The following is a 24,108-nucleotide window of genomic DNA, read 5'->3' as shown; positions in this document are numbered from 1 at the left end:
ACTTCGATCAGGAGGCACCTGTGGCTACGGACGAGGCCGCTGCCCCCGCCAAGCGCCCGCGGGTCACCGCGGAGCGTGAGCAGGAAGTGCTGGCCGCCACCCTCCGAGCGCTCAGCGACACCGGTTACGAGGCGCTGTCCATGGACGACGTCGCCACCCGCGCCCACTGCAGCAAGGCGACGCTCTACCGGCTCTGGCACAACAAGGCCGGGCTGGTCTCGGCGGCGATCCGCAGCAGCGGGCCGGTGCGGCCCACCGAGGTCGACACCGGGACCCTGCGCGGCGACCTGATCACGGTGGCCGAGCGCCTCGCCCAGCACGCCACCGAGAACAGCCGGCTCCAGGCGGCCCTGAGCCACGCCATCCTCACCGACGACGAGCTGGCCTCCGCCGTGCAGACGGCACTGTTCCGGCCGGACACCGAGCACGTCATGCGGTTCATCGACCGGGCGGTCGAGCGCGGGGAACTGGCCCACCGGCCGGCGGCGGCCGAGTTCCTGCCGCAGACCATGTGGAGCCTGGCCACGAGCCGCCCCGCGCTCGACGGGACCCTGCTGGACTCGGACTACCTCGCCCGGTTCATCGACGACTGGGTGATGCCGGCCCTGCTGCACACCTGACCGGCGGCCAGGTCCGGGCTCAAGCGGTCACGGCCGCCGCCGACCTTCCCCGCACCCCGCGCAGCACCAGCAGGGCGACGCACACGACCCCGGCCCCGAGGGCAGTCAGGGCGACCACCGAGGGCCAGCCCCATCTCACGCTCATGACCAGCCCGGTGACGATCAATGCCGGGCCCGCGCCATCCAGCAGCCGGGTGGCCAGGGCCAGCTCACCGAAGCGGGCACCGGTCACCGGAGGGGCCGGCACCGCCCGCATCAGCAGGGCGGCACCGGCGATCAGCCCGGCCAGCAGCGCCGTCGTACCGCGCCAGCCCAGCGCGTCCAGCAGAGACGGCGTCACGGCCGTCGCCAGCGCCGCCGTCAGGGCACTCATCACGATCACCGCGAAAACGCACAGCACGAAGTTGCGACGGCCCGGAAAGCAATCACCCAGCGCGAACAGGCCGACCGGTCCGACCGCCACATAGAGGCCGGCGACAGCGTGCCCGGCCAGGGCCACGGAGAAGTCGGGTGCCACGAGGGTCACGCCCTGCCCCACCACGCCGACCATGCAGACCACCTCCACGGCCCGCCGCTTGCCCCACAATTCCCCGATCCTGATGGCCGCAGGACAGCCCAGCAGGGTGGCCAGTACGAAGGTCAGGGAGTACCAGTCCTCGTGGGCGGCGGGCAGATCGGCCAGGATCTCCGGTTCCAACTTTCCACTGGAGACGACACAGACGACCAGAATCAGACCGGGCAGGTTCCACGCGAAAAGAGCCAGCGCCTTTCGCGCTATTCCGGTTCCGGGAAGCGGAGAATACGGCCGTACGGGATCAACGGTCACAACGACTCCTTCGTCGCGGGAAAAGGCGATGGCCGAAACTGTCATGCGCCGACAGAACGGGTGTCAATACATCGGCACACATCTTCTCCAGCCGCCGCACTCGGAGAATCAAGCGGTAAAAAGACGCTTCTAGAGAGAAGAGCGAGCCGCCTCTACGCGCGCCACCAGGCCGTCTCCCGCGGTCGCCTGGAGAGTAACCCGGAGGCCAGGGATGGAACGTTTGCGTTTCATCTCTCGATCCCTCTATGCTGGATGAAACGCTTCCGTTTCATCTCTGTGTCTCATCTCTGCGTCCAGGCCGGACCGGCCGGGCGCGTACCCTCGACCATTCAGGAGCACTCCGTGTCGCAGTCCACTGCAACCCGGGCACCCGCCCAGGCGGGCGCGCGCCCGGCCGACCACCGCTGGTGGGTCCTGGCCTTCGTCGGCATCGCGCAGCTCATGGTGGTGCTCGACGCGACCATCGTGAACATCGCGCTGCCCACCGCCCAGGCCGACCTCGGCTTCTCGGACGGCGCCCGGCAGTGGGTCATCACCGCCTACTCGCTCGCCTTCGGCAGCCTGCTGCTCCTCGGCGGACGCATAGCCGACCTCTTCGGCCGCAAGATCACCTTCCTGATCGGCCTGGTCGGCTTCGCCGTGGCCTCCGCCATCGGCGGCGCGGCCCCCAACCTCGAACTCCTGGTGGCTGCCCGCGCGCTCCAGGGCCTCTTCGGCGCCCTGCTCGCCCCCGCCGCACTCTCCCTGCTCACCACCACGTTCACCGACCCCAAGGACCGCGCCAAGGCGTTCAGCGTCTTCGGAGCCATCGCGGGCGCGGGCGGCGCGATCGGCCTGCTGCTCGGCGGGCTGCTCACCGAGTACCTCACCTGGCGCTGGACGCTCTACGTCAACGTCGCCTTCGCCGTCGTGGCGTTCATCGGCGCCTTCCTCCTGCTCAAGCACGACGGACGCAACCGTGACGTCGCCCTCGACGTACCCGGCACCATCCTGGTCTCCGCCGGCCTGTTCGCTCTCGTCTACGGCTTCGCCAACGCCGAGTCGCACAGCTGGACGTCCGCGCAGACGTGGGGCTTCCTGGTCGCCGGCGCGGTCCTGCTCGCCGTGTTCACCTGGTGGCAGACCCGGGCGGCGCACCCGCTGTTGCCCCTGCGGGTCCTCGCGGACCGCAACCGCGGTGCCTCCTTCGTCTCGGTGCTGCTGATCGGCGCCGCGATGTTCGGGGTGTTCCTGTTCCTCACCTACTACATGCAGATCATCATGGGCTTCACGCCCGTCAAGACCGGCCTCGCGTTCCTGCCCATGGTCGGCGCCATGATGACCGGCACCATCCTGGCCACCAACGTCCTCGTCCCCCGGATCGGACCCAAGCCCGTCGTGCCGGCCGGCATGGCCATCGGCGCCCTGGGCCTGCTGTGGATGACTACCCTCGGCGTCGACAGCTCCTATGCCACGCACGTCCTGCCGCAGCTGGTCGTCACCGGCTTCGGCATGGGCCTGATCATGGCCACCGCCATGAACCTCGCGGTCTCCGGCATCGCCCACCACGACGCGGGCGTCGCCTCCGCGGGTGTCAACACCATGCAGCAGGTGGGTGGTTCCATCGGCACCGCCCTGCTGACCACGATCGCCTCCAGCGCCTCGGCCGACTACCTGGCCGATCACCCGGGCAACAGCCCGGCCGCGATCGCGCATGCCTCCGTGGAGAGTTACTCGGCCACCTACGGCTGGACGGCCGCCATCTTCGCCGTCGGGCTCGTGGCGACCGTGCTGCTGTACAAGCGCGGTGTCCCCCGGCACGACGAGTCGGCGGCGCCCGCCGTCCACATGTAGGACGCGAGTCGTGGCGGGGCCCGGTCGGACCGCCCGGGCCCCGCCTTCTCGTCAGCGGTCCGTCACTCCACCACCTCGAGCCGGACCGGCCCGACCAGACCGGCCGGCTCCAGCTCACTGGCCGCCGTGTCGGCTCCTCGGCGGACCTCCCGTACGCCTCGGCCTGGTCCCGACTCCCGGCTCAACGCGTCAGCACCTGGGGCACGCTCAGATCAAGGTGACGGGCGGCCAGGCCGACGAACGTCCGCCGAGCACATGCGCATGGACATTGGGCGCGTTCTGGCCAGCCTGGACGCCAGTGCTGCGGGCGAAGCGGCATCTACCGGTGTGGTGCCCCGGGGAGGCCGGACACGAAACGAAAGATCATTCCGTTGCGTCTGTCCGGGCGAGCGGTCTGCAGGCCCTGAGACGGAGTCCGGCAACGTCCGGCGCCTCTCCTTTTACCGCTGCACTCGATCTCAGGCAGGAGACCTTTGTGGCCGGCGCGACCGTCCCGGAGGGCACTACGGGTGTGAGTGCCTGGGGAGGTTTCCGCTGGGAGTGCCGGACGGGTCCAGGCTGCGTTTCGACTGTCATCGCGGACTCGTCGACGCTCCCCCTCATCGGGGCAGCTTTGCGGTGCGTTCCGGGTGGGCTGCGGTGACGTACCGCATGGCGGTCTGTGCGGAGATGCCGAACAGGCGCATCAGGTGGAGCGGGTCGTCGGCCTCGAATGCCTCATCGCGGATCCGGTCCTGCCGCAGTGTGGGCATCGTGAGGCCGGTGGGCCGGAAGATGGCGGTGAACGTGGTGCCGATGGGCGAGTGGATGGTGTCTACCGCGGTCCAGCGGTTGATCAGCAGATGCGGGTTGGTGGTCACCGGCCAGCGGCGATGACGTTCACGCAGCCACGCCGAGGCACAGCGGTAGGTGAGTTCGTCGAGGTAGATGATGTGCCGCTTGCCGGGGCGCCGGACGATGAGGCGCTCACGGGAGAGGTCGAGGTCGGCAAGGAGCAGGTGGCGCATGTCTGTGCCGCTGAGCGCGTGGACGCAGACCAGCACCATCACCAGGCGCTGGAAGTCGTTTTGTGCGTGGCTGAGGACGCCGGCCAGCCGGTCCGAGGGCACGGAAGGCGGTGTCTTGTTGATACCTGCGAAGACGAGGCCGCGAGTGGGATCGCGGAAGATCACGCTTTCCTGCCGAAGGGCCCGGAAGACGTTCCGCAGGACGATGTGGATGGAGCGGGCCGGCGTCCCCTTGCGGGTGGCGATGGCCCGCTTGACGTCGTCCTGGGTGATCTCGCGCAGGCTCTCGATGCCGTCCGCGATCCACCCCTTGAGGACCGGGTCCAGGACGTGCCAGTAGCGGGCGATGCTCCGGTAGGTGCGACCGGTGTGCTCCCACTTGCCCTCTCCGCGCACGGCCCTGATCCAGACCGAGAGTTCCTGCGCGATCGTCATGGGCAGCGCGGCGAGCTCCGCCTCCAGGCGCTTGTGGTACGCGTCCCGGCGAAATTCGGCATCCGGGACCAGCAGCCCTCGGGCTTCCAGGAACTGCGTGACCCGCCGCCCGCTGAACTTCAGGGAGCGCTTGTCGACGAGCGCCCGGATGTCGGACTCCAGCAGCGGTGCATCAGCGCCGAGCCAGGACACCAAGACAATCAGCGTGTTGCGGGTCTTGTTGGCGGGGAATGCGGACCACATCTCCTGCTTCATCACGCTGTCGAGATCGGCCAGCAGCCGCACGGCCGAGTCCGTGAGCGCCGGCAGATCATGCCGCGCCAGCTCGACCACCGGGCTCCAGTCTCGCCGGAACTCGAACAACCTCTCCTGCCCAGGAGCTGTCACGTGCTCAGAGACAGGCCGGCGCGGAGCCGGCGGGGCCACACCCGAGCGACGCAGGCTTGTGGGCGCCGGAACCGGTGAACCGAGCCACAGCTGCGTTCCGAACAGGGCGATGTCCCCTTCACCGTGGCTGGCCACATGCCCTCGGCATCCGCGGCAGTACCCGTCGGCGCGCGGCAGACCGACACGCAGGCAGCGAGCGCACGCTCCCGTGGAAGCGGCGCTGTTGCCCCTGCTCCGGGCGAAGGATGAGCAGGGCTCGCAGGTGACCTTCATCTTCGCCGCGAACCAGGAGCCGCACTGCCGGCAGGACCTCGGTGTCATCGCGCGGGGCGCCCAGACGCGGCGCGTGGTCCGTGACGTCCGTGACCGCTGGGGGCGCTCGGGTTCGCGCGGCTCTGGCAGAAGCCTGAGCATCTGCGCCCGCAGCAGGATCGCCCGGACGGACCGGCCGTAGTTGGGGATGTCGTCAAGGACCAGCTCGTCGACGAGGTCGTCGCCGTCCGCATCGCGCACGGCGAGCGCCAGGCGCAGCATCTCGTGCAGCTTGCGCTGCATGGGTTTGCCGATGCCGGTGTCCGCCGCGAACGCCGCGGTGTGCTCGACGACCTCGCGGTAGCCGGCGAGCGGCCTTTGCAGAATGCGCCGGCAGACGTCGATGGACAGCTTCCGGCGGACCGGGAAGAGCGGCAGCTGCCCCGGGACGGCGGGCGGGAGGACCGCAGGGTCGTTGCGGGTCGGGGCCGCGGCCGCGCGCAGGTGTTCCACCCAGTGCAGCCGCTCGCGCTGATCGGTGCCGGTGCGGCCGGTGCGCCTGCCGTACTTCTTCAGGGGTTGGGCGTGGGTGGGGGCGAGACCGGAGTAGAGGAGCATCAGCTGGCGGCTTCGCGGGCCGGCGCTGTCCGGGTCGGTGATCCATGCGGCGTCGGCGTCGAGCCGGACAGCGTGCAGGCATGCCCGGCACAGATCATCGGAGTTGAGGTATCCCGTGTGACGGCAGCGCAGGCATACGCCCTGCTCAGGATGGTTCTTCCGCCACTCCGTGCATCCCTGGCACGTGGCCGGCCCGAGAACCCCCCAGCCCTTGCAGTCCGGGCACTGAGCGGGATGAGGTCGTGCCGCCATGCGTCAGTTCGGCGGCAGCGAGCGACGGCTGCCCTGCTGGCGGGGTGTCGGCCGCACGGGACCCCCGCCAGAGCCTTCAGCTCCCACAGCCTTCGGCAGCGCTTCGTTCTCTCCGCCAGTGGCTTCCAGGGGCTCGGCCTGGAGCAGATCGCCGACGGTGCAGTTCAGCACCGCGCACATCTTGTCCAGGTCGTCGAGCCGCACCGTGACCGGTGTGCCGCTCCACATCGCGGCGACCTTGCTCAGCGACGGCGTGAAGCCGACCGTCTTGAACGCCTCCAGCAGCTCGGTGGGGCGCCACAGGTCCCGCTGAGCGGCCACCATCCTCAGATTCCACTTCACCGAAGGTTCCCCTTGTCCATCACCAGGCGCTGGGCCGCCCGCGAGCTCGCTGCCACATTGGCATGCTCGGGGTCGGCCTGTGCAGTTGCCATGTACCGAAGAGTCGTGGTGGCCCAGTGGTGACCCAAAACGCGCTGCACCTCCCACAGCGTCATGCCGCGCTCGTAGTTGTGGGTCGCGCAAGCATGCCGCAGGAGGTGCGGGAAGAGGTCGGTGACCGGACCGGTCAGATAGCTCGCGGCCGCCGCGTGGAGCTGGCGGCGAAACGTCGAAGGGGTGATCACCGGCGCGATCGGCAGGTTCAGCGCCGCGACCGCCTTGGGCTTGCGCTCGGACGGCCACAAGGGCGCCGACGGGTGATCGGCGTCATCGCCGAACTCCGCCCGCACCTCCTCGATGTACCACCACAGCAGCTCGCGACCCTCGCGAAACAGGTACGCCTCCCGGGGCCGCGGCCCTGAGCCACGAGCACCCTTGCCCTGAACGACGAACCGGCCCCACTGGCCGTGTTCCCAGTGGACGTCACCGATCGTCACCGGGCACAGCTCGGCAGCCCGCACACCTGAGACGTACGCGATCTTCGTCATGACGTAGTCACGGCAGGCCACGGCGTACTTCCGGGCATGCGGCAGCTGCTCCCGCCAGCGGGCGAAGAACTCCTTCATCGCCGTCTGCGAGGGCGGGATCCGCAGCCCGAAGTCCCCTCGGTGGACCGGTCTGTTGAACGGGTCGACCGGTGACTCCACCGTCGTCCCGAACCGCATCATGATCTCGTGGGCGTAGCGCTGTTCGAGGAAGGCGAAGAAGGCGTCGATGTGGTTGAGCTTCTGCCGGTGCGTGTGGTGTGCGCGCTTCCCGGGGCCGGCGAAGTACTTGTCGACGTCGCGCGGGGTCAGGTGCCACGGCACGGTGCCGTAGAAGTCGCAGACCTCGATGACCGGCTTGATCAGCTGGTCGATCGTCGACGGGGCCAGTCCGGCCGAGTCCCGTGCCCACTGGTACTCGGTCAGCGCGTCGACGAAGAAGCTCTCCTCGTCCTGGGCGGACATCCGTGCCTGGCGGCGCCGCTGGAGGGTGACGACATCTGCCAAACCGGTCTCGATCGGACCGCAGTTCTCATCCGCAGCACGTGGCGGCGGCACGAGAGTGAGGGTGCGACCTTCGAAATCTGACACAAGCACAGAGAATACTGGAGTTGCAGCGGACTTCTCACAGTTACTCGCAAATTCCTGGAGAGGCAGGACGGGGCGTCATGCACACCGCTGACCTGCTGACGAGCACCATCTGCGCTCTCAGAAGCCCTCGGGGAACCTGCGCGTCATCCACTAATTCAAGGAGCGCAGAACATGGCAGAGCGGCAGAACGGCGTCGTGAAGTGGTTCAACGAGGAAAAGGGGTTCGGCTTTATCACCCCGGAATCCGGTCCGGACCTGTTCGTGCACTTCAGGGCGATCCAGGGGAGCGGTTTCAAGAGTCTCAAGGAAGGCCAGAAGGTGACCTTCGTTGCTGTGCAGGGCCAGAAGGGTATGCAGGCGGACGAGGTCCAGCCGGAGGGCTGAGTCCCGGGAGCACCGGCGCGAGCTCCGTCTCACAGCCTCCAGACACCTCACAGTTCATCTCGTCTACCTGGGGAAACGGCCTGTGAGCCTTATAGACCTCACAGGCTGGGGGCTGCGCGTGACACCTGCCGTCGTCGAGGTCTGGCACGCTGTGGCGCGCGGGGAGCTGTCGCGTCTCGCCGCAAGAAGGGGCTGGAGTGGCGGGGATCGAGCGGGAGCCGGCGGAGGTGCGGATACCCAAGGCCGCGTTGGACGCCTTCGCCGCGGCGCTGAGCGTGCGCACGATGGCGATGCGGACCTGGCCCGACGGAATCGAGTGGATGTACCCGATGGGCACGTGGGACGAGGCGCACCTGGAGGTGGCGCTCATGCCCGGCGGCGAGGAGGTGTGGCTGCGGATGTCCACCGACCGCTCCAGCGTCGCCGTATGGACCATCCAGCAGTGGTGGGCCTTCTCCGGCGAGCTGCCCGGAGCGGCGCCGCCCGTCTGAGCCTGGCGCCGGGGGTCAGCTGCTCCTGATGATCCGGTCGATGTGGGTGACTACTGCGCGTGGATACGCGTTGCCGCCAGGGTGGGAAACCAGCGGATACGGCCACCCGGCCCGCGAGTTCCCGGCACACTCGAGCCCACCAGCGTGCGTGGACAAGGAGCAGTTCGATGCCCGTGAAGACCACCCCCGACGACGCGTACGACGACGCGACCGACACCCTGCGGGTCGGGCGGCACGACCTGGAGCGGCTGCTACTGGAAGTTCCGTGAGCTGATGCGGAAGCAGGAGCCGGGCAGCTGGCGCCATATGGAGGACTACGACCTGTCTTTCGAGCGCCTGGCCGACGCCGTCGACGCCGCGACCGAGGCCCGGCGGGGCGCCCGCTGGGAGGGGCCCGACCTCCGGATGCGCTGCACGACCACCGAGGCCGTGTACGAGTGGCCGGAGGGCGCTCCCTACGAGGGCGGCACGACGGTCACGTGGAACGTGCCGGGCCACGGCTCTCACGCCACTGACCCCGCAGAGGATGCGTCCCTGTCGCTGTGCGGCTTCAGGTGGGCGGAGGAGGAGGGCCGGCGCGTGAGCGGCTTGCCGGACTGCCGCGAATGCCGACGTGAGGTCCAGCTCGGTGCGGAACGGTCCCGCGGCCGCTGGTGACTCCCCGAACGGCTACGCGTCGCCGCCCGGGTGGATATGGCCGTGGCTACGATCGGGAACACTCTGACCCCGGCAGTTGCGATGCCAGGGTCAGGGCGCCTGCACGGGTGACTGTCCGAGCCAGGTGATGGTGAGGACGGACAGGCGGCGCAGGGGGCGGTTCACCCAGTAGGTGAGGGAGAGCTGGCCAACGGAGGCGTGCCGGACGTCCTCGGCCTCGGGGTCGTCCGTGTTCCACTGCTGGAAGCCCCACGGATCGGCCGCGGCGGCGTCCAGGACGTCCCACACCATGTCTTCGACGTGCTCGGGCAGGGTGTCGAGGACCTTCGCGGCCGGGGCGGAGAAGCGGACCGCGTACGGCTGTTCGGTCACCGGCGCCGCCCGCGGAGCTCTGCCATGTCGATGAAGTCGCTGTCGTCGTAGCCGGAGGCGACGAACGCGTCGACGGCCGGAGCGGAGGCGAGACGGCCCTGCCACTCCTGGACGACCGCGTACAGCCCGGCGAGGGAGAACGTGCGCCGCGATTCCTCGAGGGCGGCCGCCCACTCCCGCTCGAAGGCCGGCACCCAGGTGTCCGCGCGCCGGTCGGCGCGCAGCTGGGCCAGGAGTTCGGCCGGCGCCCCGGGCGCGGGGGCGTACGGCGTGACGGGTGCGTGATCGGGCTGCGCGCTCATCTGGTCCTCCCGGCAGGATGTATGGACACCGTACTCGCGACGCCTCTCTACAGTTGGCCTACTGCTGAGGTTGCTGGGTGGAAGTGCTCTGCTCTGCTGGCTGATCAAGCTGCTGCTGCCGTCGCCGTTGCTCGTTTCGAAGAGATTCGACGCGCTGTGCGAACCGAGCGAGCAACTCCTCATGCTGATGCGGAGTAAATTCGCTGTACTCGCCGACTCCTAGCAGTGCCGCGTTCAGCTCCTCTTCGATAGCATCCGCACTCTGCTGGAGAAAGTAGCTTCGCTCGCGGAATTTGTAGTAGCCGCTAAAACCGGATGCGCAGGTGACGACAAAACTAATGCCGATGATTACTTTCTTCTGCCAGTTCAGGCCAGGGTCGAGAGCCGCAACGGCGGCGACGCTTGCCGACCCGATAGTGATCAGCGCATGCAGGATATTGTGCCGTCGGCGGTACCGCCGGCTCAACGCTGCGTACTCGTCGATCACTTCATGAATGTTTTCGCGGTACAGAGCTCTGTGATCAGTGACCGAGGAGTGCGTCCGAGCGCTGAGGAAGTGAAGCTGATCTAGCAGAGTAGCCAGTTCCTGTTCCAGGTCTTCGCGTTTAACGATCAGCTCAGTGTTGTTCACCGATGGAACAGTTACGTCGCTTAGAAAGAGCCAAATCAGCACCGCGATGCTGGACAGCAGGAGAGGTAGCCATATTGCGGTCGCAGTACCGGCTACCGATCCGAGCCCTCGACGGTTCAGTTCGACGGAGACGGCGATACCGGAAAGGAGTGATAGGGGCCCGATCGTTCCTGCGGTGACACCAAGGATAGACCGAATCTTGAGAACTCGGAGCAGTCGCCTCTTTTTCTGAATGTTGCGGCGAATTGCGTGAATGGCTTCTCGCGCTCTCAGATTCTCACCGCTAACCGATAAGGCGACCTGGGTCGAGTTGCCGTCCGAGCTGCCGGTCATATTGCCCCCCCTCGCGCTCTTAGTAGTCAAAATCCAGGTAGTCGATGTCATTGATCTCCACGTCCGACAGTCCCATAGCGCGACCGCCGCCGTCCTGAAAATAGATCTCCTTGAACCCTTCGGCGATGATTTGGCGCATCTGCTGGTCGCTGGCCCCGGTGTCGCGGGCGTCGAAGAGGCGCTGCGCGTACTGCGGGGGGAGGTGCACGGTGAGGCGGCGGAAGCGGCCGTCGTCGGTCGTGCCGACAGGCGCGGTGTACCCGAACCGGGCCCGGGTCTCCACGGTGATCCCGCCGGTGGTGGCGGCCTGGCGCTGCCGGCGCTTGCGGACCAGGGGCTGCCACCGCTGCCGGACGGTGTCGTCGATCTTCGCGGCGACGTCGGCGCGGGCGTGCTTGCGGGCGCCGCGGCGGTAGCGGTTGACGGAGTCGGCGGTGACACCGATCTCCGCCGCGACGGCCTTCGCGCTGCCGAACTGCTTGATGAGGAAGCCGATCTGGCCCTTGAGGGTCTTGGGCGGCTCCTTGGTGAACGCCTCCCGGTCGGCCCGCTCGATCGCGTCGTCGATCTCCCCCACGGCTTACTCTCCTTCGTCCAGGACGGCGTCGCCGCCCTTGATGTGGCGGGCCGGGTTCAGGCCCTTCTCCATCAGCTCCACCGCCCACAGCATCGGCTGGACGCCCTCCAGCTTCGCCAGGCCCGGCGTCGGCCCGAGGCGGAAGCCTCCCGGCTGCGGCTTGCCGGACGCCGCGTAGGGGAGGAAGTCCAGCGGGCTCGCGCCCGGCGAGGGGTAGACGACGCAGTCGGAGAGCACGGCGAGGGGGAACAGCCCGGTCATCTTGGCCATGTTGTTGAGCTTGCGGTGCATGTTGACCCGGGCCTTGCTGATGACGGCGGCCCGGATGTCGGGGCGCCAGGTCGGCCGCTGAAGGGCCGGCCACGGCTCGCCCTGCTTGTAGTGCTTGCCCTGCGGGCGCTCGCGGAGCTTGCCGACGCCGCCCTTCACCGTGGCCTTGATGGCCGCGAGGACGGCGGCCAGGGCCGGGTCGACCTGCTTGTGCTGCTCCATCACGGCAAGGAACTGGCGGTCGTCCAGGTCCTTGGTGACGCCGAGGTCGGCGAGGGTGTCGACGTAGGCATTCTTGAGCCGGTCGTGCCACGGGTCCAGGTACGCGCCGGTCTCACGGCGCAGGTACGCCTCAATCGGGTGCACGTCGTAGCCGAGCTCCTGGGCGTAGGCGACGGTGTGCGTCTGGTACCAGGCCGGGCCCGTCGGGCGGGAGCCGTCCGGCGTGAACGGGCTGGGCAGGCGCGGGTCCAGCTCGATGTGGGACAGGTCGACCAGCCAGCTCCCGGGGATCTTCGGGTTGAACTTCGGGGCGTGGAAGTGGTCCGGAGCGCTGAGACCGACGACCAGGCGGGCCGCAGCGGCGAGGAAGGCGGTGTTGAGGTCCAGGCCGACCGCGAAGGGCATCAGGCACTCCTCATCGCTGAGCGAGTCCACCGACCGTACCCACTGGTACGCCTCCTCGTTCAGGAACCCGCCGGACCAGCCGCTGTTGACGACGACGGGGTGTTCCGGGGTGGCCTCCGGCGGCGCCGGGTCCATCGGCTCCGTCCCCAAGCTGCCGGGGTTGTGGCCGGAGATCCAGTTGCCGGTCTCCGGATCGCGCTCCGGCTTCGTCGGCGGGCGCAGCGCCGTCATCAGCTCCAGGCCCGAGACGGCCGTCGACCCGCGCGGGGTGATGACCCGCTGGGCGTACACCCCGAGGACGCGGGCGATGTCGGCCGGCTCCATCTCCGCCACGCCGGGCCAGGACCGCTCATCGAGGGCGTCCCACGACAGGATCGCCAGCTGCACGCACTGCCGCTCGCGGCCCTGTGCCTTGCGGTAGATCCGCGCCCACGGGCCGAACCCGCGCTGCGTGAGCTGCCACTTGGCCTTCGCGACCTGCTTGACGACGGGGTGGTCCTCCGGCAGGCGCAGGGAGCGGCGCTGCTCGTGGCCCTCCAGGCGCTCGGGCAGCCCGAGCTTCACGGCGGCGGCCGCGGTGAGCACGATCAGCGGGTCGGAGTCCTTGCCGTAGCGGTTCAGCTTCGGCGCGCCGAGGCCGGACTCGCGCAGCGTCCACTCCACCAGCTCCACCACGGTGGTCGCCGGGCAGTCGAGCACCAGGCCGTTGACGCCGTATGCGGAGCCGTCGCCATCGAGGACGGCGAGCGGGCCGTGGGGGAAGCGCGGGTCGGTCGCGGGCGCGGTGGCCTTCTTCGCCGCCGGACGCCGGGACGACGCCGCCGGGCGCGCGGCCGGACGGGCGGGGCGCTCGGGCACCGGCTTCACCGCAACGCCCAGGTCGGGCTCAGCCTCGTCCTCCTCAACGGTGGGCACGCGAGTGAACGTCTGCGGCACGACGGCCGGGGCCGGGGCGGGCGCGGCAGGGACGGCGTGTGCGGGGTACTTCGCAGCCCACCCCTTCAGCAGCCGCTGGTACGCCTCCAGGCGTGGCGATTTCGGCTCGGAGCGGCCGTTCTCGTAGTTCTTGACCGTCTGCACGGTGGACTTCAGGGCCTGCGCGAGGCGGGCCTGGGTGATGCCGGCGGCCTCGCGAAGCCGGGCACGCTCCGCCGGGGGCGGGAGCTGCGGCTCCTCCTCCAACAGGGCGTCGATGTTCGCGAACAGCTCCTCTTCGGATGCCATGGGCTGATCTCCTTTCGTGCCCTCACTCTAGCAGTCTTTACCCTAGATATTTAACCTCTTTCTTTAACCCCATCAGGGTGAGTTTCCGGCCCGGAGTGGACGTCCGGCGCAGGCCCTGGCTCACACCTCACAGGCTCCGCGTACGACGCGCTCACCTGGAGAAATGCGATGTGAGGCTCATAGAAGGCGGACCGAGTTACCGAGAGATCCCCCGTCGACCGGGCGGGCTCGCTACGGTGGCGACCATGGCGGAGCGGAGCGAGGCGCAGACGGGGTGGGAGCGGGCGCGGCTGGGTGCCATCGAGCCTTGCCGCCGACGGGCGCACCGGCCGGGACGGTGCGGGTGGTCACCGGCAGCCGGGCCCGGCAGGTGAACGAGCAGGAGGCCAGCGACTTCGGGTGTGCTTGGAGATCGAGCACGTCTTCTACGACGCCAACGACGACGTGCTGCGGCACACGATCACCGTCGACTACAGCGGCCAGCCGTACGTCACCGAGCACGTGCCCACCCCCGAAGAACTCGCGCGCCGCGAGTAGCCCGGCCCGGCCGGTACGGTTCCCACGACGACGTCGACAGCAGCAGGGGGAGAGCGTGGCGAAGGTCCGAGACCGTGGCGAGGTGCTGGGCTTCGGGGTGCCGGCCGTCCTCTTCCTGGCCGGGGTCGCCTGCGTCGGCTTCGCCTCGGTCCCGCTGATGTCGTGGCGCCGGGGCGGCGGCCACTACGCCGACCCGGGCTTCGTCCGCTCCGCCTGGTTCCCGTGGCTGTTCACCACCGGGTAGGGCGTCGCCTACAGCTCCACGCGCGGCGACTCGAACATCTTCGTGCTGATCGTGGGCTGGGGTGCCGTCATCTACGCCGGGATGGTCGCCCTGTACTTCCTCGCCCGCGCGCTCTGGGGCACTGACGACGACCAGGCCGTGCCCAAGGCCGACAACGACACCGTGCAGCCGGAGACCAACGCCTGACTCCGCACGGGTGTCGAATCAGTCGATCACATGCACCGTGACGTACAGGTCTCCGGGCGCTCCGCCGTGCTTTCCCGGTGCGCCGAATTCCCTGAGCCGGATCTTCTGCCCGTTCCGGACACCAGCGGGAATGCGGACCGAGAAGGTGCGCCGCTTGCTGGCGACCCTGCCCTCCCCTCTGCAGACGGCGCAGTCCAGCACCCTCGTCTCGTCACCTGTAGTGGCGCAGGCAGGGCAGTTCTCGTGGGCGGTCATCCGCATAGAAACGACCGCGCCGGCGATGGCTTCGCTCGGGAATAGCGAGACCTCAGAAGTGACGTCGGCCCCGCGGATGGGCGGCGGGCTGTCACCGAAGTAACGGTCGTTAATCTCTCCGATGAGGTCTATGACCTCATCGGCGCCGTCCGGCCGCTGGGCGGGGTCCTTGGCCAGCAGCCGGGCGACCAGCCGCTCCAGTTCCACAGGGGCGTCCGGGCGCAGGGTGCGCAAGGGGGCAGGCTGTTCGTGGAGATGCTGGTTGATCAGGTGCCAGGACGTGCCGGTGAAGGGCCGGCGGCCGGCGACCATCTCGTAGAGCACGCAGCCGAGCGAGTACAGATCGGAGCGGTAGTCGAAGGTGCCGGACAACGCTTCAGGTGCCATGTAGGCCGGGGTGCCGATCAGGACGCCGGTGGTGGTGATGTCGTGCCGGGCGTCGCTGCCCTTGGTGATGCCGAAGTCGACGACCGTCGCCTCGCCGGTGTCCCGGACCATGATGTTGGACGGCTTGATGTCCCGGTGGGCGAGGCCGGCCTCGTGCGCAGCTCCCAAGGCGTCGGCGACGCAGGACGCCATGTACAGAGCCTTCGGCAGGGGCAGCGGGCCGGCTTCCAGGAGGGCGCTGAGGGACATGCCGGGAAGCAGCTGCATCACCAGATAGGCGTACGGCCGTCCGCGGTGCATCGCGGAGCCGAAGTCGTGGACGATGACGATGCGGGGATGGGACAGGCCGCCGGCAACCGCGGCCTCGCGAGCGAACCGGGCCACCTGCCGGTCGTGGTCCACGCTGCCGTCACCGGTGAGGACCTTGACCGCCACCAGCCGGTCGACCTTCGGGTCGTGTGCCTTCCAGACCTGTCCGAACCCACCCTCACCGATCGGCTCGATCAGCCGGTAGCGGCCGTCCAGCACCGTCCCTGCCCGCACGGCTCTCCCTCCCGGGTACGCACTCGCGACGACGCCCGATGGCGCGTACTGCCACGCTAGCCCGTGCCAACTGCCGGCAGGAGAGGGTTTGATCAATCCGCGTGTTCACGCTGAGCGCTGTACTGCCGGCGGCTGCGCGGCCGCCGTCCCGGCCTGACGCGCAGCACGTTCGGCTCGGGCCCGGCGCAGGGCTGCGGCCTCGGTGGCCGCGGCCTGACGGCGCCGCTGTACCCGAGCGGCTTCGATCGGGCTGGGCTGGTCGCTGGGGTCCGGGTCGGGAAAAGCGCGCAGGCTGAGCTCGCGCAGGGCGCGGATCTGTGACTCGATCGCCTCCGCGATGGCCGGGTCGACGTGCCGGTCAGGCCGGGCGGCCTGGTGGGCGGCGAGCGCCTGGTGGTAGCCGGCGCAGGCCATCTCCCGGGTCTTCACCGGCGCCTGCGGAGCGTCCGGCGTGGCGGCCGGAGCGGTCCGGGGCGCGGGCGCGGAACCCGGGGGGAGGGCCCGCACGGTGCGGACCACATTGGTGCCGGCCGCCTCGTTGGCCGCGGCGACGATCCGTGTGGTGATCAGGCGCAGCTGGGTGGCGTAGGCCGGGGAGTCCGGGCGCAGGTCCAGCTGTCCGGTCTCCGGGTGGAACGCGACGGCCTCAACGTGGTGGGGTAGTTGCGGGGCGACGGCGGCGGCGATGTGCGGCCACTGGTCCAGGACGCTGCCGCCGGCGGCCGGGAGTTCCCAGGCCCGGTCGGCCATCAGCCCGGCCAGCACGGCGGCGAACCCGGTCGGCTCCCGCCCGTCCCGCTTCACGGTCGTTACCCGGCGTCGGCGCGGGGCGCGGGCCTCGCCGCCGTTGTTCCGCGCGGCCAGCCGGGCCTGCTGCAGAGCGACCCGGGCGAGGTCGACGCCGGACAGCTCCGGGGTGCCGTCGCCGCTGATGCCGGTCTGGTCGGTGGTGGTGGTCTGCTCGGTCACGTCGGCCTCCTACCGGCGTCCGTAGGTCATCAGCGAGCTGCGCGAGCCGCTCGCGATTTGGTGGGCGCGGTGCACCAGCTCCGCGCCGTAGATGCGTTCGGCGGCGGGGCGTCCCATGGCGTTCACGGCCGTCATGACGAGGTCGGTCTGGCCTGCCATGAGCTGGCCCCAGGCGTCAGCGCGCAACTGTGCGAGCTCCTGCTGGCTCAGCTCCGCCTCGAGGGCCTGGTCGTCGGCGACGTCGTCCTGGTCCTGGTGGCGGCCGCCGTTCGCCGCTTCCCTGACCTGGGCGAAAGCTGCCTCCACCTCGCTCCGGACCGTGCGGCTGGTCGGGGCGTCCCAGTCGCCGTCGTACCGCTCGGTGCGGGCGCGGACCTGCTGGATGCGGTGGCGGCGGGCGGCTTCCTGGGCACCGCGCCACTGCTCGATCGCGTCGGCCCGCTTCTCCGGGGTGTCCAGGACCGTCTCCGCACCGGCCAGCAGCACGGCCAGCAGCCCCGAGCCACGACGGACCCTCGCCGCCTCGCCGCGCAGGTGCAGCCAGCCCTTCACGTCGGTCACGGTCCACCCGGCATCAGCCACGCCCCGGGCCACCCAGGCGATCCGAGGCACCGAGCAGCCGCGCAGCCAGTCCAGCTCCTGGGTCAGCTCACGGGCCAGCTGGAAGCGGCGGCCCACCACGTTCAACTTCCGGCGACCGCCGACCTTCGCCTTGGACTTCCTCGGGGTGGTGGACTTGTCTTCCCCGCTTGCGAGCTTGCTCTCAGGGGGGAAGGAAGTACCACCCGCAGAAGAGACAGTTGAGGTACCGACCTGCATTGGGGTGCAACGGACCTCATCCGAAACAGCCGTCACAACATGCTGCTCAGCGCCCCTCACCGAGGCCTTCGCCGCCCTCTTGGAGGACGTCTTCGAGCGCGGCTTACGCACCTTCCGGGCCGCCTTCGTCGCCAGCTTCGCCATCAGCTCCCGGCCGGCCTCCGCGATCCCGGACACCGCCCGCGTGTACGCCGGAGCGCCCTCGTCCCGCTGCACCGTGCGGATCCCCAGCGCGGCGTCGAACTCCGGCGGGATCATCCGCGCGAACTCCGAGGCCAGCGCCGGACCGCCGGACACCCGCGTGCCCCTGACGATCCACGCGAGCAGCCCGGCCTCCCGCAGCATCCCCAAGTGGTACTCCACGGACCGCTCGGACAAGCCGGTCCGGCGCACCAGGTAGTCAATGCCCGGACGGCACGGGAACAGCTGCGCGAGCTCCTGGGCGACGCGCACGGTCGTCGGCCCGAACGAGCGCGGCCCGTGCGACCGGTGCCGCCGCGGCCTGTAGAGCCCGGACCCGGCGACCCAGTGGACCGCCTGCATCCAGGAGTAGCCGTCCGACGCGATCCGGCCCGCCGACGTCGACAACCACTGGCTCGCCTCCGGCACGTACAGGCCCGGCAGCACAGAGACGTCGTCGTCGACCGACGGACGCGGGGCAGGGAACAGCACGGCGGCCGGCGCCGCCACGCCGCTCATCGGCCCACCGTCCCGGCCGCAGTCGCGGATACCGCCTGAGTCGTCATTGGGCTGGTGTACACGCCAAAGCGGACACCCCCTTTTCGGGGCAGAGCGAGCGCTTCCTCATCCATCCGGCGAACCTGCACCGAACGACCTGTGGACAGAGTCCGGCGACTGGCGCCGAAGCTGTGGACAAAGGAGAGCCGAGAGCGGCTGAGCAGCAGCGCACCCCTGATGACCGCCAGGAGGGCATAGGCCCCCCTCTCGGGATAGGTGTCGCGGACCGGGGTCGGTGTGGCACTCCAACCCGAAGAATCTTCGTGATTAATGCCGTGAACTGCGCAAATGTGGTCAGCGAATCCCGTCACACGGGAAGCACTGATGGCTCGAACCGGTGTGAATCGGACACGGGTGAGCTGACAAGAAGACGTGAGGTCGTGCACTATGGCGGGGACACCACTTTCATATGCGAGCCGGACCACCCCGCAACGCGGGACGGGCCGACGAGTGGATGGAAGGCACCAAGCCCCCTCCGGGAGGAGCGGGCGCGATCCCAACCGAAACGCCGAGAGGTGGGTCGGAAGGGGGGAGATTTCTCCTCTCTCTTGGGTGCTGGGGAACCGCAGGACCCTCGTCAAAGGGCCCCGCGGAACCGGATGGCTCCGGTCGTTGTCAGCGACCGGGTCTTGCAGTTGGTGCGCCGGCCTTGTCAGGGCCGGGTTTGGTGGCCCTTGTCGAAGGGGCCGACCCGCTTGTCGAAGGCGGGGTATTGCTGAGAAGGAAGTGGCTCGATGAGCCGAAGCTCGGAACCGGTGTCGAGCCCGGGACCGAGCAGCCGAGCCGGGGTGTCACTCCCGGTCGGTGCGAAGGGCCGCGCGAGGCCGAAGCGGATTGTCAGTCCGCAGGATGGCGCGCGCGGCCGATGACCTAGGTCATCCCGACCCCCTCGAATCCGAAGGTGGAGTCGGCCTGCCGGAAAGCGCGCCTGAAGGCGTGATCGCGATGATGGAACGGCGCAGATGCGCGTGAAGTTCCACGCCTGCGGGTAGCCTTCATCCCGCGATCACCTCCCAACCAGGTGCGTCGCCAACGGAGCATTGCCCCGTTCGAGCCACCCCGTGGACCAGGCCCGGTCCCGGGGTGCTCGTCGTTTTGGATCACTGCTGGGCACAGCCTAACCGCACGACCCGACATATTTGCGGGACGAATTCGCGCAGAGCCCGAGAGACCCGAAATGCCGCGCCCCCGACGCAGGAAGCGCGATGCGAATCGCCCGCCACGCTTCACGAGTGCAGAGTCTGAGGAGCCCACCAGATAGATCCGTTCTTTTCTGGTCATTGGCCGCCCCGCAGTTCGCGGAGGTGAGCGATGAACGCCTGGGCCTCGCTGGCGTGGGCGTAGTGGGACTGGAGAGCCTGCCCGAGGTCGGCGGCGACCATGGCGAGCGAGGGCAGGGACTTCCGGTCGCCGGCCAGGGCTTTCTCGCCATATGCGAGGGCGGTGTCGAGGTCGCCTTCGCGGGCCGCGACGACGCCGAGGGTGACCCGGGCCTCCGCGTTCCGCATGGGTGAGCGCTCCGTGCCGTCGAAGTCGGTCCCGGCCCGGATCACCTGGGTCGCCAGCTGCTCGGCGAGGCGGTTCTCCCCCACCCGGCGCAGCGCGTCCATCCGGTAGAAGTCGTACTTGCCCGGGTCGACGACGAAGTGGTCCTCGATGTTCTCGGGGTACGGCAGGCGTTCCAGGAGCTGTCGCCCCTTGTCCAGTGCCACCTCAGTCTGCGTCCGATCTCCCAGCCGAGCCCACGCCTTGGCCTGCTGCGCGTACAGCTGCGCGGCCACGCTCTCGTTCGGCGCCACGGCGATGCCGGCCTCCGCGGCCGCGATGACCCCGCGGTAGTCGCCCCGGGTCAGGGAGAACCAGGCGCGCATCTCGTGCGCCCAGCCCTGCACACTGGGCTCCCCCGCCTCCTGACCGAGCATCAGCGCGGCCTGCCGAGTCGCCTCCGCGTCACGGGGCCGACCGGAGTCGTACTCGACACAGCCCACCAGGAGCGCCAACTTCCCGGCCAGCGCAACGATCTCGCGGTGCTGCGCCAGGCTCACCCGCTGGTGCTGGAGACCGACGACTCGGGCGAGCCACGCCCTGCCCTCGACGAGCAGCTGGTCGGCGGGCATGTACGCGTACTCGCAGCACAGCCGGTCTGCTGTGATCCGCAGCGCGTCCAGCGTGGCGGCGTCCACGTCAGACGCACGCAGCCGAGCGATGATGTCCACGGTGTCCATACCGCTGACCTGCAAGATCTCCGCGCGCCCGTCACGGCGAGACCGCTCGGGGAAGAATGCGCCGGTCGTCGTGCCGAAGGTCTGAGCGATTGCCGACCGGTACTTCGTCGGCTGAGCCTCGCCCGCCTCCCACCTTTTCCACTGCCGGAGCAAGTCCTGCTCGCTCACGACCTGGTCGTCCGGGAGCCGGACCATCAGCGCGCGCACCGCGTCGGTCTGCGACCAGTTCCGAGCGGCGCGCTCCTCCACCATCCGGCGAGCCCAGTCAGGACGCTCGTCAACCATCGCGATCCCCTTCCCCGTACGGTCCAGCGGCGCAGCCTGCCCCGACAGGGTGATGCCCGCGGAGCGGAAGCTGGCCCTTCTGCGGCCGAGCATGGCACGGCTTCTTGATCGCGCGGAGGTGACAAGTGGCGGTGACATTCCGAATGTCACCGGCTCCTGTCACTTTCCGCAGCCCCCGTACCCGAGCACGGTCATGGTCATTGAGTGTCGGGAGATGTAGGTGGGAGGTAGAGGTCAATGCGGGCCGCCATCCATGAAGGGACGTGTGCGGCGGAGAGCAGCCAGCACGTTCTCAGGGTGACCGTCGTAGACGATGTGCGGCTCATCGTTGGTCGGCGGGGAGAAGCGGCCCGCGTGCCTGAGCAGATCTTCCTCGCTGAACTCGATGCTGTTCGCGTCGACCAGCGACTGCTCGTTGCGCTTCCGGATTCGATCCCAGCGCACCTCATGCGGCACAGGCAAGTAGATGAGAACGGGCTCGCCGCCGGCCTCCATCACGGTCGCTGCCCACTGTGCTCGTTCTTCCGGAGTCCAGAGGCCGTGGTCGACCACCGCCTCGTGTCCGGCCGCCAGGAGTTGCTGGAGCTCAAGGGCGATGTCCTTGAGTACGGGTGCCTCCCGAACCTTGAACTGCCCGCGGGGAAAGTCCCTGCCGTAGTGGCCGTAGCGGCGGAACATTTCCTCGTCAGGGCACAGGCGCCGGAACCCGGCCTCTTCCAGGGCACGGGCGAGGGTCGTCTTGCCAGCGCCCTGCAGACCGGACATGAGGATCGCGCGAGGCGCGGGGCCCGGTCGGCCGGACATTGCGGTGGCGATGCGCGTGGTCACCGCTGCACCTCTGACGTCGTGCGGCGGGTGCGGCCCGGGGCGCCCAGGTCCACGCCGTACTCCAGCAACTCGCCGTCGGCGTCCAAGAAGCGTGCTGTCAGCACAAGGATCGCTGCGACGGTGTCGGCCTCCAGCTCTAGGAGCTCGAGGTCGCGTTTCGTCGCGATGCGAGCCGTCTCCTCATCCACGCGCTTAACAGCGTGCCGTCCGGTAGCCCGAGCGATCAAGTCGAGCGACAGTCCGCCCTTGAGCCGTTCGCTCCGCGCCAGCTCGGGCACGGCCTGGGCGAACTCCGCCGGGATCCATGACGTGGAGTGGGAGACGATGCCATGACCGTCCCGGTAGACACGGCTACGGCGGATCACGTCGTCACCGGGCGAAATGCCCAGCACGTCAGCGACGTCTTCGGGAGCGTCAACTATGCCGGCGGTGTGGCCGGACGACTTCTCGCCGACGCCCCACGAAGACTGCGTCTTGCTGCTGCGGTCGTGGCGCTCCGCCCCGGAGGACAGCGAGATGGGGCGCGCCATCACTTCGGTGCCGACACCCGGGATGCCCTGCACGAGCTTCTCTTCGCGCAGCAGGCGCATGGCCCGGTCGGCAGTGGCTGTGCTGACCTCCCACTGGGTCGCCAGCGCCTTGATGCTGGGCAGGAGGTCGCCCGGCGAGAGCTCCCCAGAGCTGATCAGGTTGCGGTAATGGCCCGCGATGCGCGCGTAGGGCGGCCGATTGTCGGCTCGGGGTGGCCCTGACATGTGCCTTCGCCTCCTTCAAATTCCCTCTGGGTGCCTCACTATACCGCTTGACACCTGAGGGTACCTGATGCAACCTGATGTATGTAAGGCGTCGGTGATCCTCCGGGAGCACCGAGTGAGCACCACCGCAAGACCGTAGGAAGTCGTCCGCCCTTCGGGGCGGCGGGGTTGAGAGCACCATCGAACTCCCCCGGAGCCTGACGGCACGACGACTGCGTGCACGTCGCAGCGCTGTGCGCTGTCTGTCCTGCGGGACGCCGGCCTCGCGCCGTGCGCCCCGGAGGGCGGAGAGAGCACCGCGACCCGCTCCCTGCCACTCCGTCCATGAGGAGTCCAGATGCCTGCTCCCACCCTCGAGCACACCGCCCGTCCCCGCCGTAGCCGGACCCGCTCCCGCACCGTCAACTCCCGTCCGGCGCTGGCTCTCTCCACCCTCCGGCCCCACCAGTACGACCTGCGTCCCGCCTGCGCGTCGCTGGTCTGCCCCGACTGCGAGACGTGGGTGCCGATCACCGGCCTCCTGACCAAGAGCCCCAAGCTGGTGCCGCACGATGCCGGCCGCGCGGGTAAGGACGCGGCCGTCCGCTGCCGCCTGGGCAGCAACCGCCTGGTCACGGTCGACGTCACGGTCAGGAAGTGGGAGGAGCGCCTGACGGACGGCAACTCGGAGACCGTGCACCGCCGCCGGACCACCGTGCGGCGCAAGCCGACGGTCACGCCGGCCTTGGCCGTCAGCCAGATTGCCGCGCGGCAGCACGCGTCGGCGGAGGACGGCGGTCGGCCCCTGTGGCTGCTGCGCAAGGGGCAGTGGGCGGCGACTGAGTCCGCGGTTCGCGACGCCGACGCCCGCCGCGCGGAGCTGCCCGCGGGTGACGCGCCGCTGGGCGCGCCGCCGGTGCCGCTCAGGACGCTCCACCCGCAGCGTCCCGCTAGCTGACCTGTCCCTGGACGAACGACCACGGCCCTGGCCACTCCGACGGAACTGGGGTGGCCGGGGCCGTGGCTGCTCGTACGACCAGCCGAGTTTGACCGCCAACGTGAAGGGACAGCCGCATGAAGCTGCCGTTTGTACGACGTACGACCGCCGACGTGTTACGCAACCAGCTCGCCCGTGCCGAGCAGGAGGTCGCCGCCCAGGCCGTGAGCGCCGAGGCGAAGGACGGCGAGGTGAAGCGCCTGACCGATGAGCTGAATGACGCTCGCCTCGCTCGGAAGGCGGCACTGGTCGCGTACGAGATCGCCGACTCCCGGGCAAGCCGTGCTGAGGAGAAGGTTGCCGGGCTGGAGGCCCGCCTTCGGGCGGTCCAGGAGCAGCCGGATGACGGTGAGACCAGCACGGCCGAGCCCCGGGCGGAGGACAGGGACTACGCCCTCACCTTCCTCAACCTCGTGCTTCCGCAGTTCGCCAACGCCGTCGCGCAGAACGGCGGGGCCCTCCCGGATGACCACTACGAGGCCTTGTCGAACTACGTGAACGGTGCGTCGCGGTACGGCCTCAGCGACGCAGAGGTCGAGGAGCTCCGAGTGCGACACGGCCTTCCCGCACCGATCTTCCAGAGGGCGAAGGACTTCGTGCCCCGCGCTCGTCCGGCCGGCGCTGCCTGACCCACCTTCGGACGAACGACCACGGCCCCGGGGGGGGGGGGGGGAAAGGGGGGGGGGGGGGGGGGGGGGGGGGGGGGGGGGGGGGGGGCGGTAGGGGGGGGGGGGGGGGGGGGAGGA

At 69.4% G+C, this 24,108-nt stretch carries 25 protein-coding genes; 10 read left to right on the top strand and 15 right to left on the bottom strand.

What is annotated here, in order from left to right:
• Nucleotides 1-20 precede the first annotated feature (20 nt).
• Entirely contained in the window at nucleotides 21-620 is a 600-nt protein-coding gene (locus tag ACZ4W9_RS35410) for a TetR/AcrR family transcriptional regulator (RefSeq protein WP_467942683.1), read from the top strand.
• Between the two features lie 19 nt (nucleotides 621-639).
• Here ACZ4W9_RS35410 and ACZ4W9_RS35405 read toward each other — a convergent pair whose 3' ends face one another.
• On the bottom strand, nucleotides 640-1,317 hold the full coding sequence (locus ACZ4W9_RS35405; protein ID WP_467942681.1) for a hypothetical protein: 678 nt from the start codon (nucleotides 1,315-1,317) through the stop codon (nucleotides 640-642).
• Nucleotides 1,318-1,788: 471 nt separating this feature from the next.
• Here ACZ4W9_RS35405 and ACZ4W9_RS35400 point away from each other — a divergent pair, with 471 nt between their 5' ends.
• Nucleotides 1,789-3,279, top strand: coding sequence for an MFS transporter (locus ACZ4W9_RS35400; protein ID WP_467942678.1), 1,491 nt, complete (start codon nucleotides 1,789-1,791; stop codon nucleotides 3,277-3,279).
• A 599-nt stretch (nucleotides 3,280-3,878) separates the two neighbouring features.
• Here the strand turns inward: ACZ4W9_RS35400 and ACZ4W9_RS35395 are convergent.
• The 3 genes from ACZ4W9_RS35395 to ACZ4W9_RS35385 all read right to left on the bottom strand — a co-directional run bounded on the left by ACZ4W9_RS35395 (nucleotide 3,879) and on the right by ACZ4W9_RS35385 (nucleotide 7,621).
• Nucleotides 3,879-5,978 carry a hypothetical protein gene (locus ACZ4W9_RS35395; RefSeq protein WP_467942676.1) on the bottom strand — a complete coding sequence of 700 codons (2,100 nt, stop codon included), beginning with the start codon at nucleotides 5,976-5,978 and terminating at the stop codon, nucleotides 3,879-3,881.
• A gap of 255 nt (nucleotides 5,979-6,233) precedes the next feature.
• On the bottom strand, nucleotides 6,234-6,572 hold the full coding sequence (locus tag ACZ4W9_RS35390) for a helix-turn-helix domain-containing protein (protein WP_467942674.1): 339 nt from the start codon (nucleotides 6,570-6,572) through the stop codon (nucleotides 6,234-6,236).
• A complete protein-coding gene (locus ACZ4W9_RS35385; RefSeq protein WP_467942705.1) occupies nucleotides 6,569-7,621 on the bottom strand; it encodes a tyrosine-type recombinase/integrase in 1,053 nt (350 codons plus the stop codon). The genes ACZ4W9_RS35390 and ACZ4W9_RS35385 overlap by 4 nt, the downstream gene beginning before the upstream one ends.
• A gap of 297 nt (nucleotides 7,622-7,918) precedes the next feature.
• On the opposite strand from ACZ4W9_RS35385, the gene ACZ4W9_RS35380 reads away from it, so the two are divergent.
• From ACZ4W9_RS35380 to ACZ4W9_RS35370, 3 genes are all read left to right on the top strand, one after another.
• Complete coding sequence (locus tag ACZ4W9_RS35380) at nucleotides 7,919-8,131, top strand: cold-shock protein (protein ID WP_467942672.1); 213 nt, start codon at nucleotides 7,919-7,921, stop codon at nucleotides 8,129-8,131.
• A 197-nt stretch (nucleotides 8,132-8,328) separates the two neighbouring features.
• On the top strand, nucleotides 8,329-8,622 hold the full coding sequence (locus ACZ4W9_RS35375) for a hypothetical protein (protein WP_467942670.1): 294 nt from the start codon (nucleotides 8,329-8,331) through the stop codon (nucleotides 8,620-8,622).
• A gap of 273 nt (nucleotides 8,623-8,895) precedes the next feature.
• On the top strand, nucleotides 8,896-9,279 hold the full coding sequence (locus ACZ4W9_RS35370) for a hypothetical protein (RefSeq protein WP_467942668.1): 384 nt from the start codon (nucleotides 8,896-8,898) through the stop codon (nucleotides 9,277-9,279).
• 90 nt (nucleotides 9,280-9,369) lie between these two features.
• On the opposite strand, the gene ACZ4W9_RS35365 is transcribed toward ACZ4W9_RS35370, so the two are convergent.
• The 5 genes from ACZ4W9_RS35365 to tap are packed head-to-tail and all read right to left on the bottom strand — an operon-like array spanning nucleotide 9,370 to nucleotide 13,615.
• Complete coding sequence (locus tag ACZ4W9_RS35365) at nucleotides 9,370-9,651, bottom strand: hypothetical protein (protein WP_467942666.1); 282 nt, start codon at nucleotides 9,649-9,651, stop codon at nucleotides 9,370-9,372.
• Nucleotides 9,648-9,953 carry a DUF6247 family protein gene (locus ACZ4W9_RS35360; protein ID WP_467942664.1) on the bottom strand — a complete coding sequence of 102 codons (306 nt, stop codon included), beginning with the start codon at nucleotides 9,951-9,953 and terminating at the stop codon, nucleotides 9,648-9,650. The genes ACZ4W9_RS35365 and ACZ4W9_RS35360 overlap by 4 nt, the downstream gene beginning before the upstream one ends.
• A 58-nt stretch (nucleotides 9,954-10,011) precedes the next feature.
• Entirely contained in the window at nucleotides 10,012-10,917 is a 906-nt protein-coding gene (locus ACZ4W9_RS35355) for an SLATT domain-containing protein (RefSeq protein WP_467942661.1), read from the bottom strand.
• A gap of 19 nt (nucleotides 10,918-10,936) precedes the next feature.
• Nucleotides 10,937-11,494 (bottom strand): telomere-protecting terminal protein Tpg, encoded by a 558-nt coding sequence (gene tpg / locus ACZ4W9_RS35350; protein ID WP_467942659.1) that lies wholly within the window; start codon nucleotides 11,492-11,494, stop codon nucleotides 10,937-10,939.
• Between the two features lie 3 nt (nucleotides 11,495-11,497).
• Complete coding sequence (gene tap, locus ACZ4W9_RS35345) at nucleotides 11,498-13,615, bottom strand: telomere-associated protein Tap (protein ID WP_467942657.1); 2,118 nt, start codon at nucleotides 13,613-13,615, stop codon at nucleotides 11,498-11,500.
• A 405-nt stretch (nucleotides 13,616-14,020) separates the two neighbouring features.
• On the opposite strand from tap, the gene ACZ4W9_RS35340 reads away from it, so the two are divergent.
• Genes ACZ4W9_RS35340 through ACZ4W9_RS35330 form a run of 3 tightly spaced genes read left to right on the top strand, consistent with a single transcriptional unit; the run spans nucleotide 14,021 to nucleotide 14,582 of the window.
• Nucleotides 14,021-14,152: a hypothetical protein gene (locus tag ACZ4W9_RS35340; RefSeq protein ID WP_467942655.1), complete on the top strand. Its 132-nt coding sequence runs from the start codon at nucleotides 14,021-14,023 to the stop codon at nucleotides 14,150-14,152.
• Between the two features lie 55 nt (nucleotides 14,153-14,207).
• Entirely contained in the window at nucleotides 14,208-14,396 is a 189-nt protein-coding gene (locus ACZ4W9_RS35335) for a hypothetical protein (RefSeq protein WP_467942653.1), read from the top strand.
• A gap of 42 nt (nucleotides 14,397-14,438) precedes the next feature.
• Nucleotides 14,439-14,582 (top strand): hypothetical protein, encoded by a 144-nt coding sequence (locus tag ACZ4W9_RS35330; protein WP_467942651.1) that lies wholly within the window; start codon nucleotides 14,439-14,441, stop codon nucleotides 14,580-14,582.
• 18 nt (nucleotides 14,583-14,600) lie between these two features.
• Here the strand turns inward: ACZ4W9_RS35330 and ACZ4W9_RS35325 are convergent, their stop codons facing one another.
• The 6 genes from ACZ4W9_RS35325 to ACZ4W9_RS35300 all read right to left on the bottom strand — a co-directional run bounded on the left by ACZ4W9_RS35325 (nucleotide 14,601) and on the right by ACZ4W9_RS35300 (nucleotide 22,386).
• Nucleotides 14,601-15,767, bottom strand: coding sequence for a serine/threonine-protein kinase (locus ACZ4W9_RS35325; RefSeq protein WP_467942649.1), 1,167 nt, complete (start codon nucleotides 15,765-15,767; stop codon nucleotides 14,601-14,603).
• Nucleotides 15,768-15,872: 105 nt separating this feature from the next.
• Entirely contained in the window at nucleotides 15,873-16,736 is an 864-nt protein-coding gene (locus ACZ4W9_RS35320) for a DciA family protein (RefSeq protein ID WP_467942647.1), read from the bottom strand.
• A 9-nt stretch (nucleotides 16,737-16,745) separates the two neighbouring features.
• Nucleotides 16,746-18,254 (bottom strand): transcriptional regulator, encoded by a 1,509-nt coding sequence (locus ACZ4W9_RS35315; RefSeq protein WP_467942645.1) that lies wholly within the window; start codon nucleotides 18,252-18,254, stop codon nucleotides 16,746-16,748.
• A gap of 1,316 nt (nucleotides 18,255-19,570) precedes the next feature.
• A complete protein-coding gene (locus ACZ4W9_RS35310; protein ID WP_467942644.1) occupies nucleotides 19,571-20,803 on the bottom strand; it encodes an XRE family transcriptional regulator in 1,233 nt (410 codons plus the stop codon).
• A gap of 234 nt (nucleotides 20,804-21,037) precedes the next feature.
• Nucleotides 21,038-21,631 carry a P-loop nucleotide/nucleoside kinase family protein gene (locus ACZ4W9_RS35305; protein ID WP_467942642.1) on the bottom strand — a complete coding sequence of 198 codons (594 nt, stop codon included), beginning with the start codon at nucleotides 21,629-21,631 and terminating at the stop codon, nucleotides 21,038-21,040.
• Nucleotides 21,628-22,386, bottom strand: a complete 759-nt coding sequence (locus ACZ4W9_RS35300; RefSeq protein ID WP_467942640.1) for a GntR family transcriptional regulator — start codon at nucleotides 22,384-22,386, stop codon at nucleotides 21,628-21,630. The genes ACZ4W9_RS35305 and ACZ4W9_RS35300 overlap by 4 nt, the downstream gene beginning before the upstream one ends.
• Nucleotides 22,387-22,723: 337 nt before the next feature.
• On the opposite strand from ACZ4W9_RS35300, the gene ACZ4W9_RS35295 reads away from it, so the two are divergent.
• A complete protein-coding gene (locus tag ACZ4W9_RS35295; protein WP_467942638.1) occupies nucleotides 22,724-23,323 on the top strand; it encodes a hypothetical protein in 600 nt (199 codons plus the stop codon).
• A 152-nt stretch (nucleotides 23,324-23,475) separates the two neighbouring features.
• Nucleotides 23,476-23,991 (top strand): hypothetical protein, encoded by a 516-nt coding sequence (locus ACZ4W9_RS35290; RefSeq protein WP_467942636.1) that lies wholly within the window; start codon nucleotides 23,476-23,478, stop codon nucleotides 23,989-23,991.
• The last annotated feature ends 117 nt before the right edge of the window (nucleotides 23,992-24,108 follow it).

The sequence above is a fragment of the Streptomyces sp. NPDC029296 genome, assembly GCF_055569255.1.
The sequence above is the reverse complement of the archived record's forward strand: the minus strand, read 5'-3'. Positions and strand labels throughout refer to the sequence as shown.

Excerpts from the sequence above, each read along its gene's own strand:
- ACZ4W9_RS35395 (WP_467942676.1), bottom strand. The coding sequence starts at position 5,978 with ATGCTCCTCTACTCCGGTCTCGCCCCCACCCACGCCCAACCCCTGAAG.
- ACZ4W9_RS35385 (WP_467942705.1), bottom strand. The coding sequence starts at position 7,621 with ATGTCCGCCCAGGACGAGGAGAGCTTCTTCGTCGACGCGCTGACCGAG.
- ACZ4W9_RS35380 (WP_467942672.1), top strand. The coding sequence starts at position 7,919 with ATGGCAGAGCGGCAGAACGGCGTCGTGAAGTGGTTCAACGAGGAAAAG.
- ACZ4W9_RS35370 (WP_467942668.1), top strand. The coding sequence starts at position 8,896 with ATGCGGAAGCAGGAGCCGGGCAGCTGGCGCCATATGGAGGACTACGAC.
- ACZ4W9_RS35360 (WP_467942664.1), bottom strand. The coding sequence starts at position 9,953 with ATGAGCGCGCAGCCCGATCACGCACCCGTCACGCCGTACGCCCCCGCG.
- ACZ4W9_RS35355 (WP_467942661.1), bottom strand. The coding sequence starts at position 10,917 with ATGACCGGCAGCTCGGACGGCAACTCGACCCAGGTCGCCTTATCGGTT.
- tap (WP_467942657.1), bottom strand. The coding sequence starts at position 13,615 with ATGGCATCCGAAGAGGAGCTGTTCGCGAACATCGACGCCCTGTTGGAG.
- ACZ4W9_RS35315 (WP_467942645.1), bottom strand. The coding sequence starts at position 18,254 with ATGAGCGGCGTGGCGGCGCCGGCCGCCGTGCTGTTCCCTGCCCCGCGT.
- ACZ4W9_RS35310 (WP_467942644.1), bottom strand. The coding sequence starts at position 20,803 with ATGGTTGACGAGCGTCCTGACTGGGCTCGCCGGATGGTGGAGGAGCGC.
- ACZ4W9_RS35300 (WP_467942640.1), bottom strand. The coding sequence starts at position 22,386 with ATGTCAGGGCCACCCCGAGCCGACAATCGGCCGCCCTACGCGCGCATC.
- ACZ4W9_RS35295 (WP_467942638.1), top strand. The coding sequence starts at position 22,724 with ATGCCTGCTCCCACCCTCGAGCACACCGCCCGTCCCCGCCGTAGCCGG.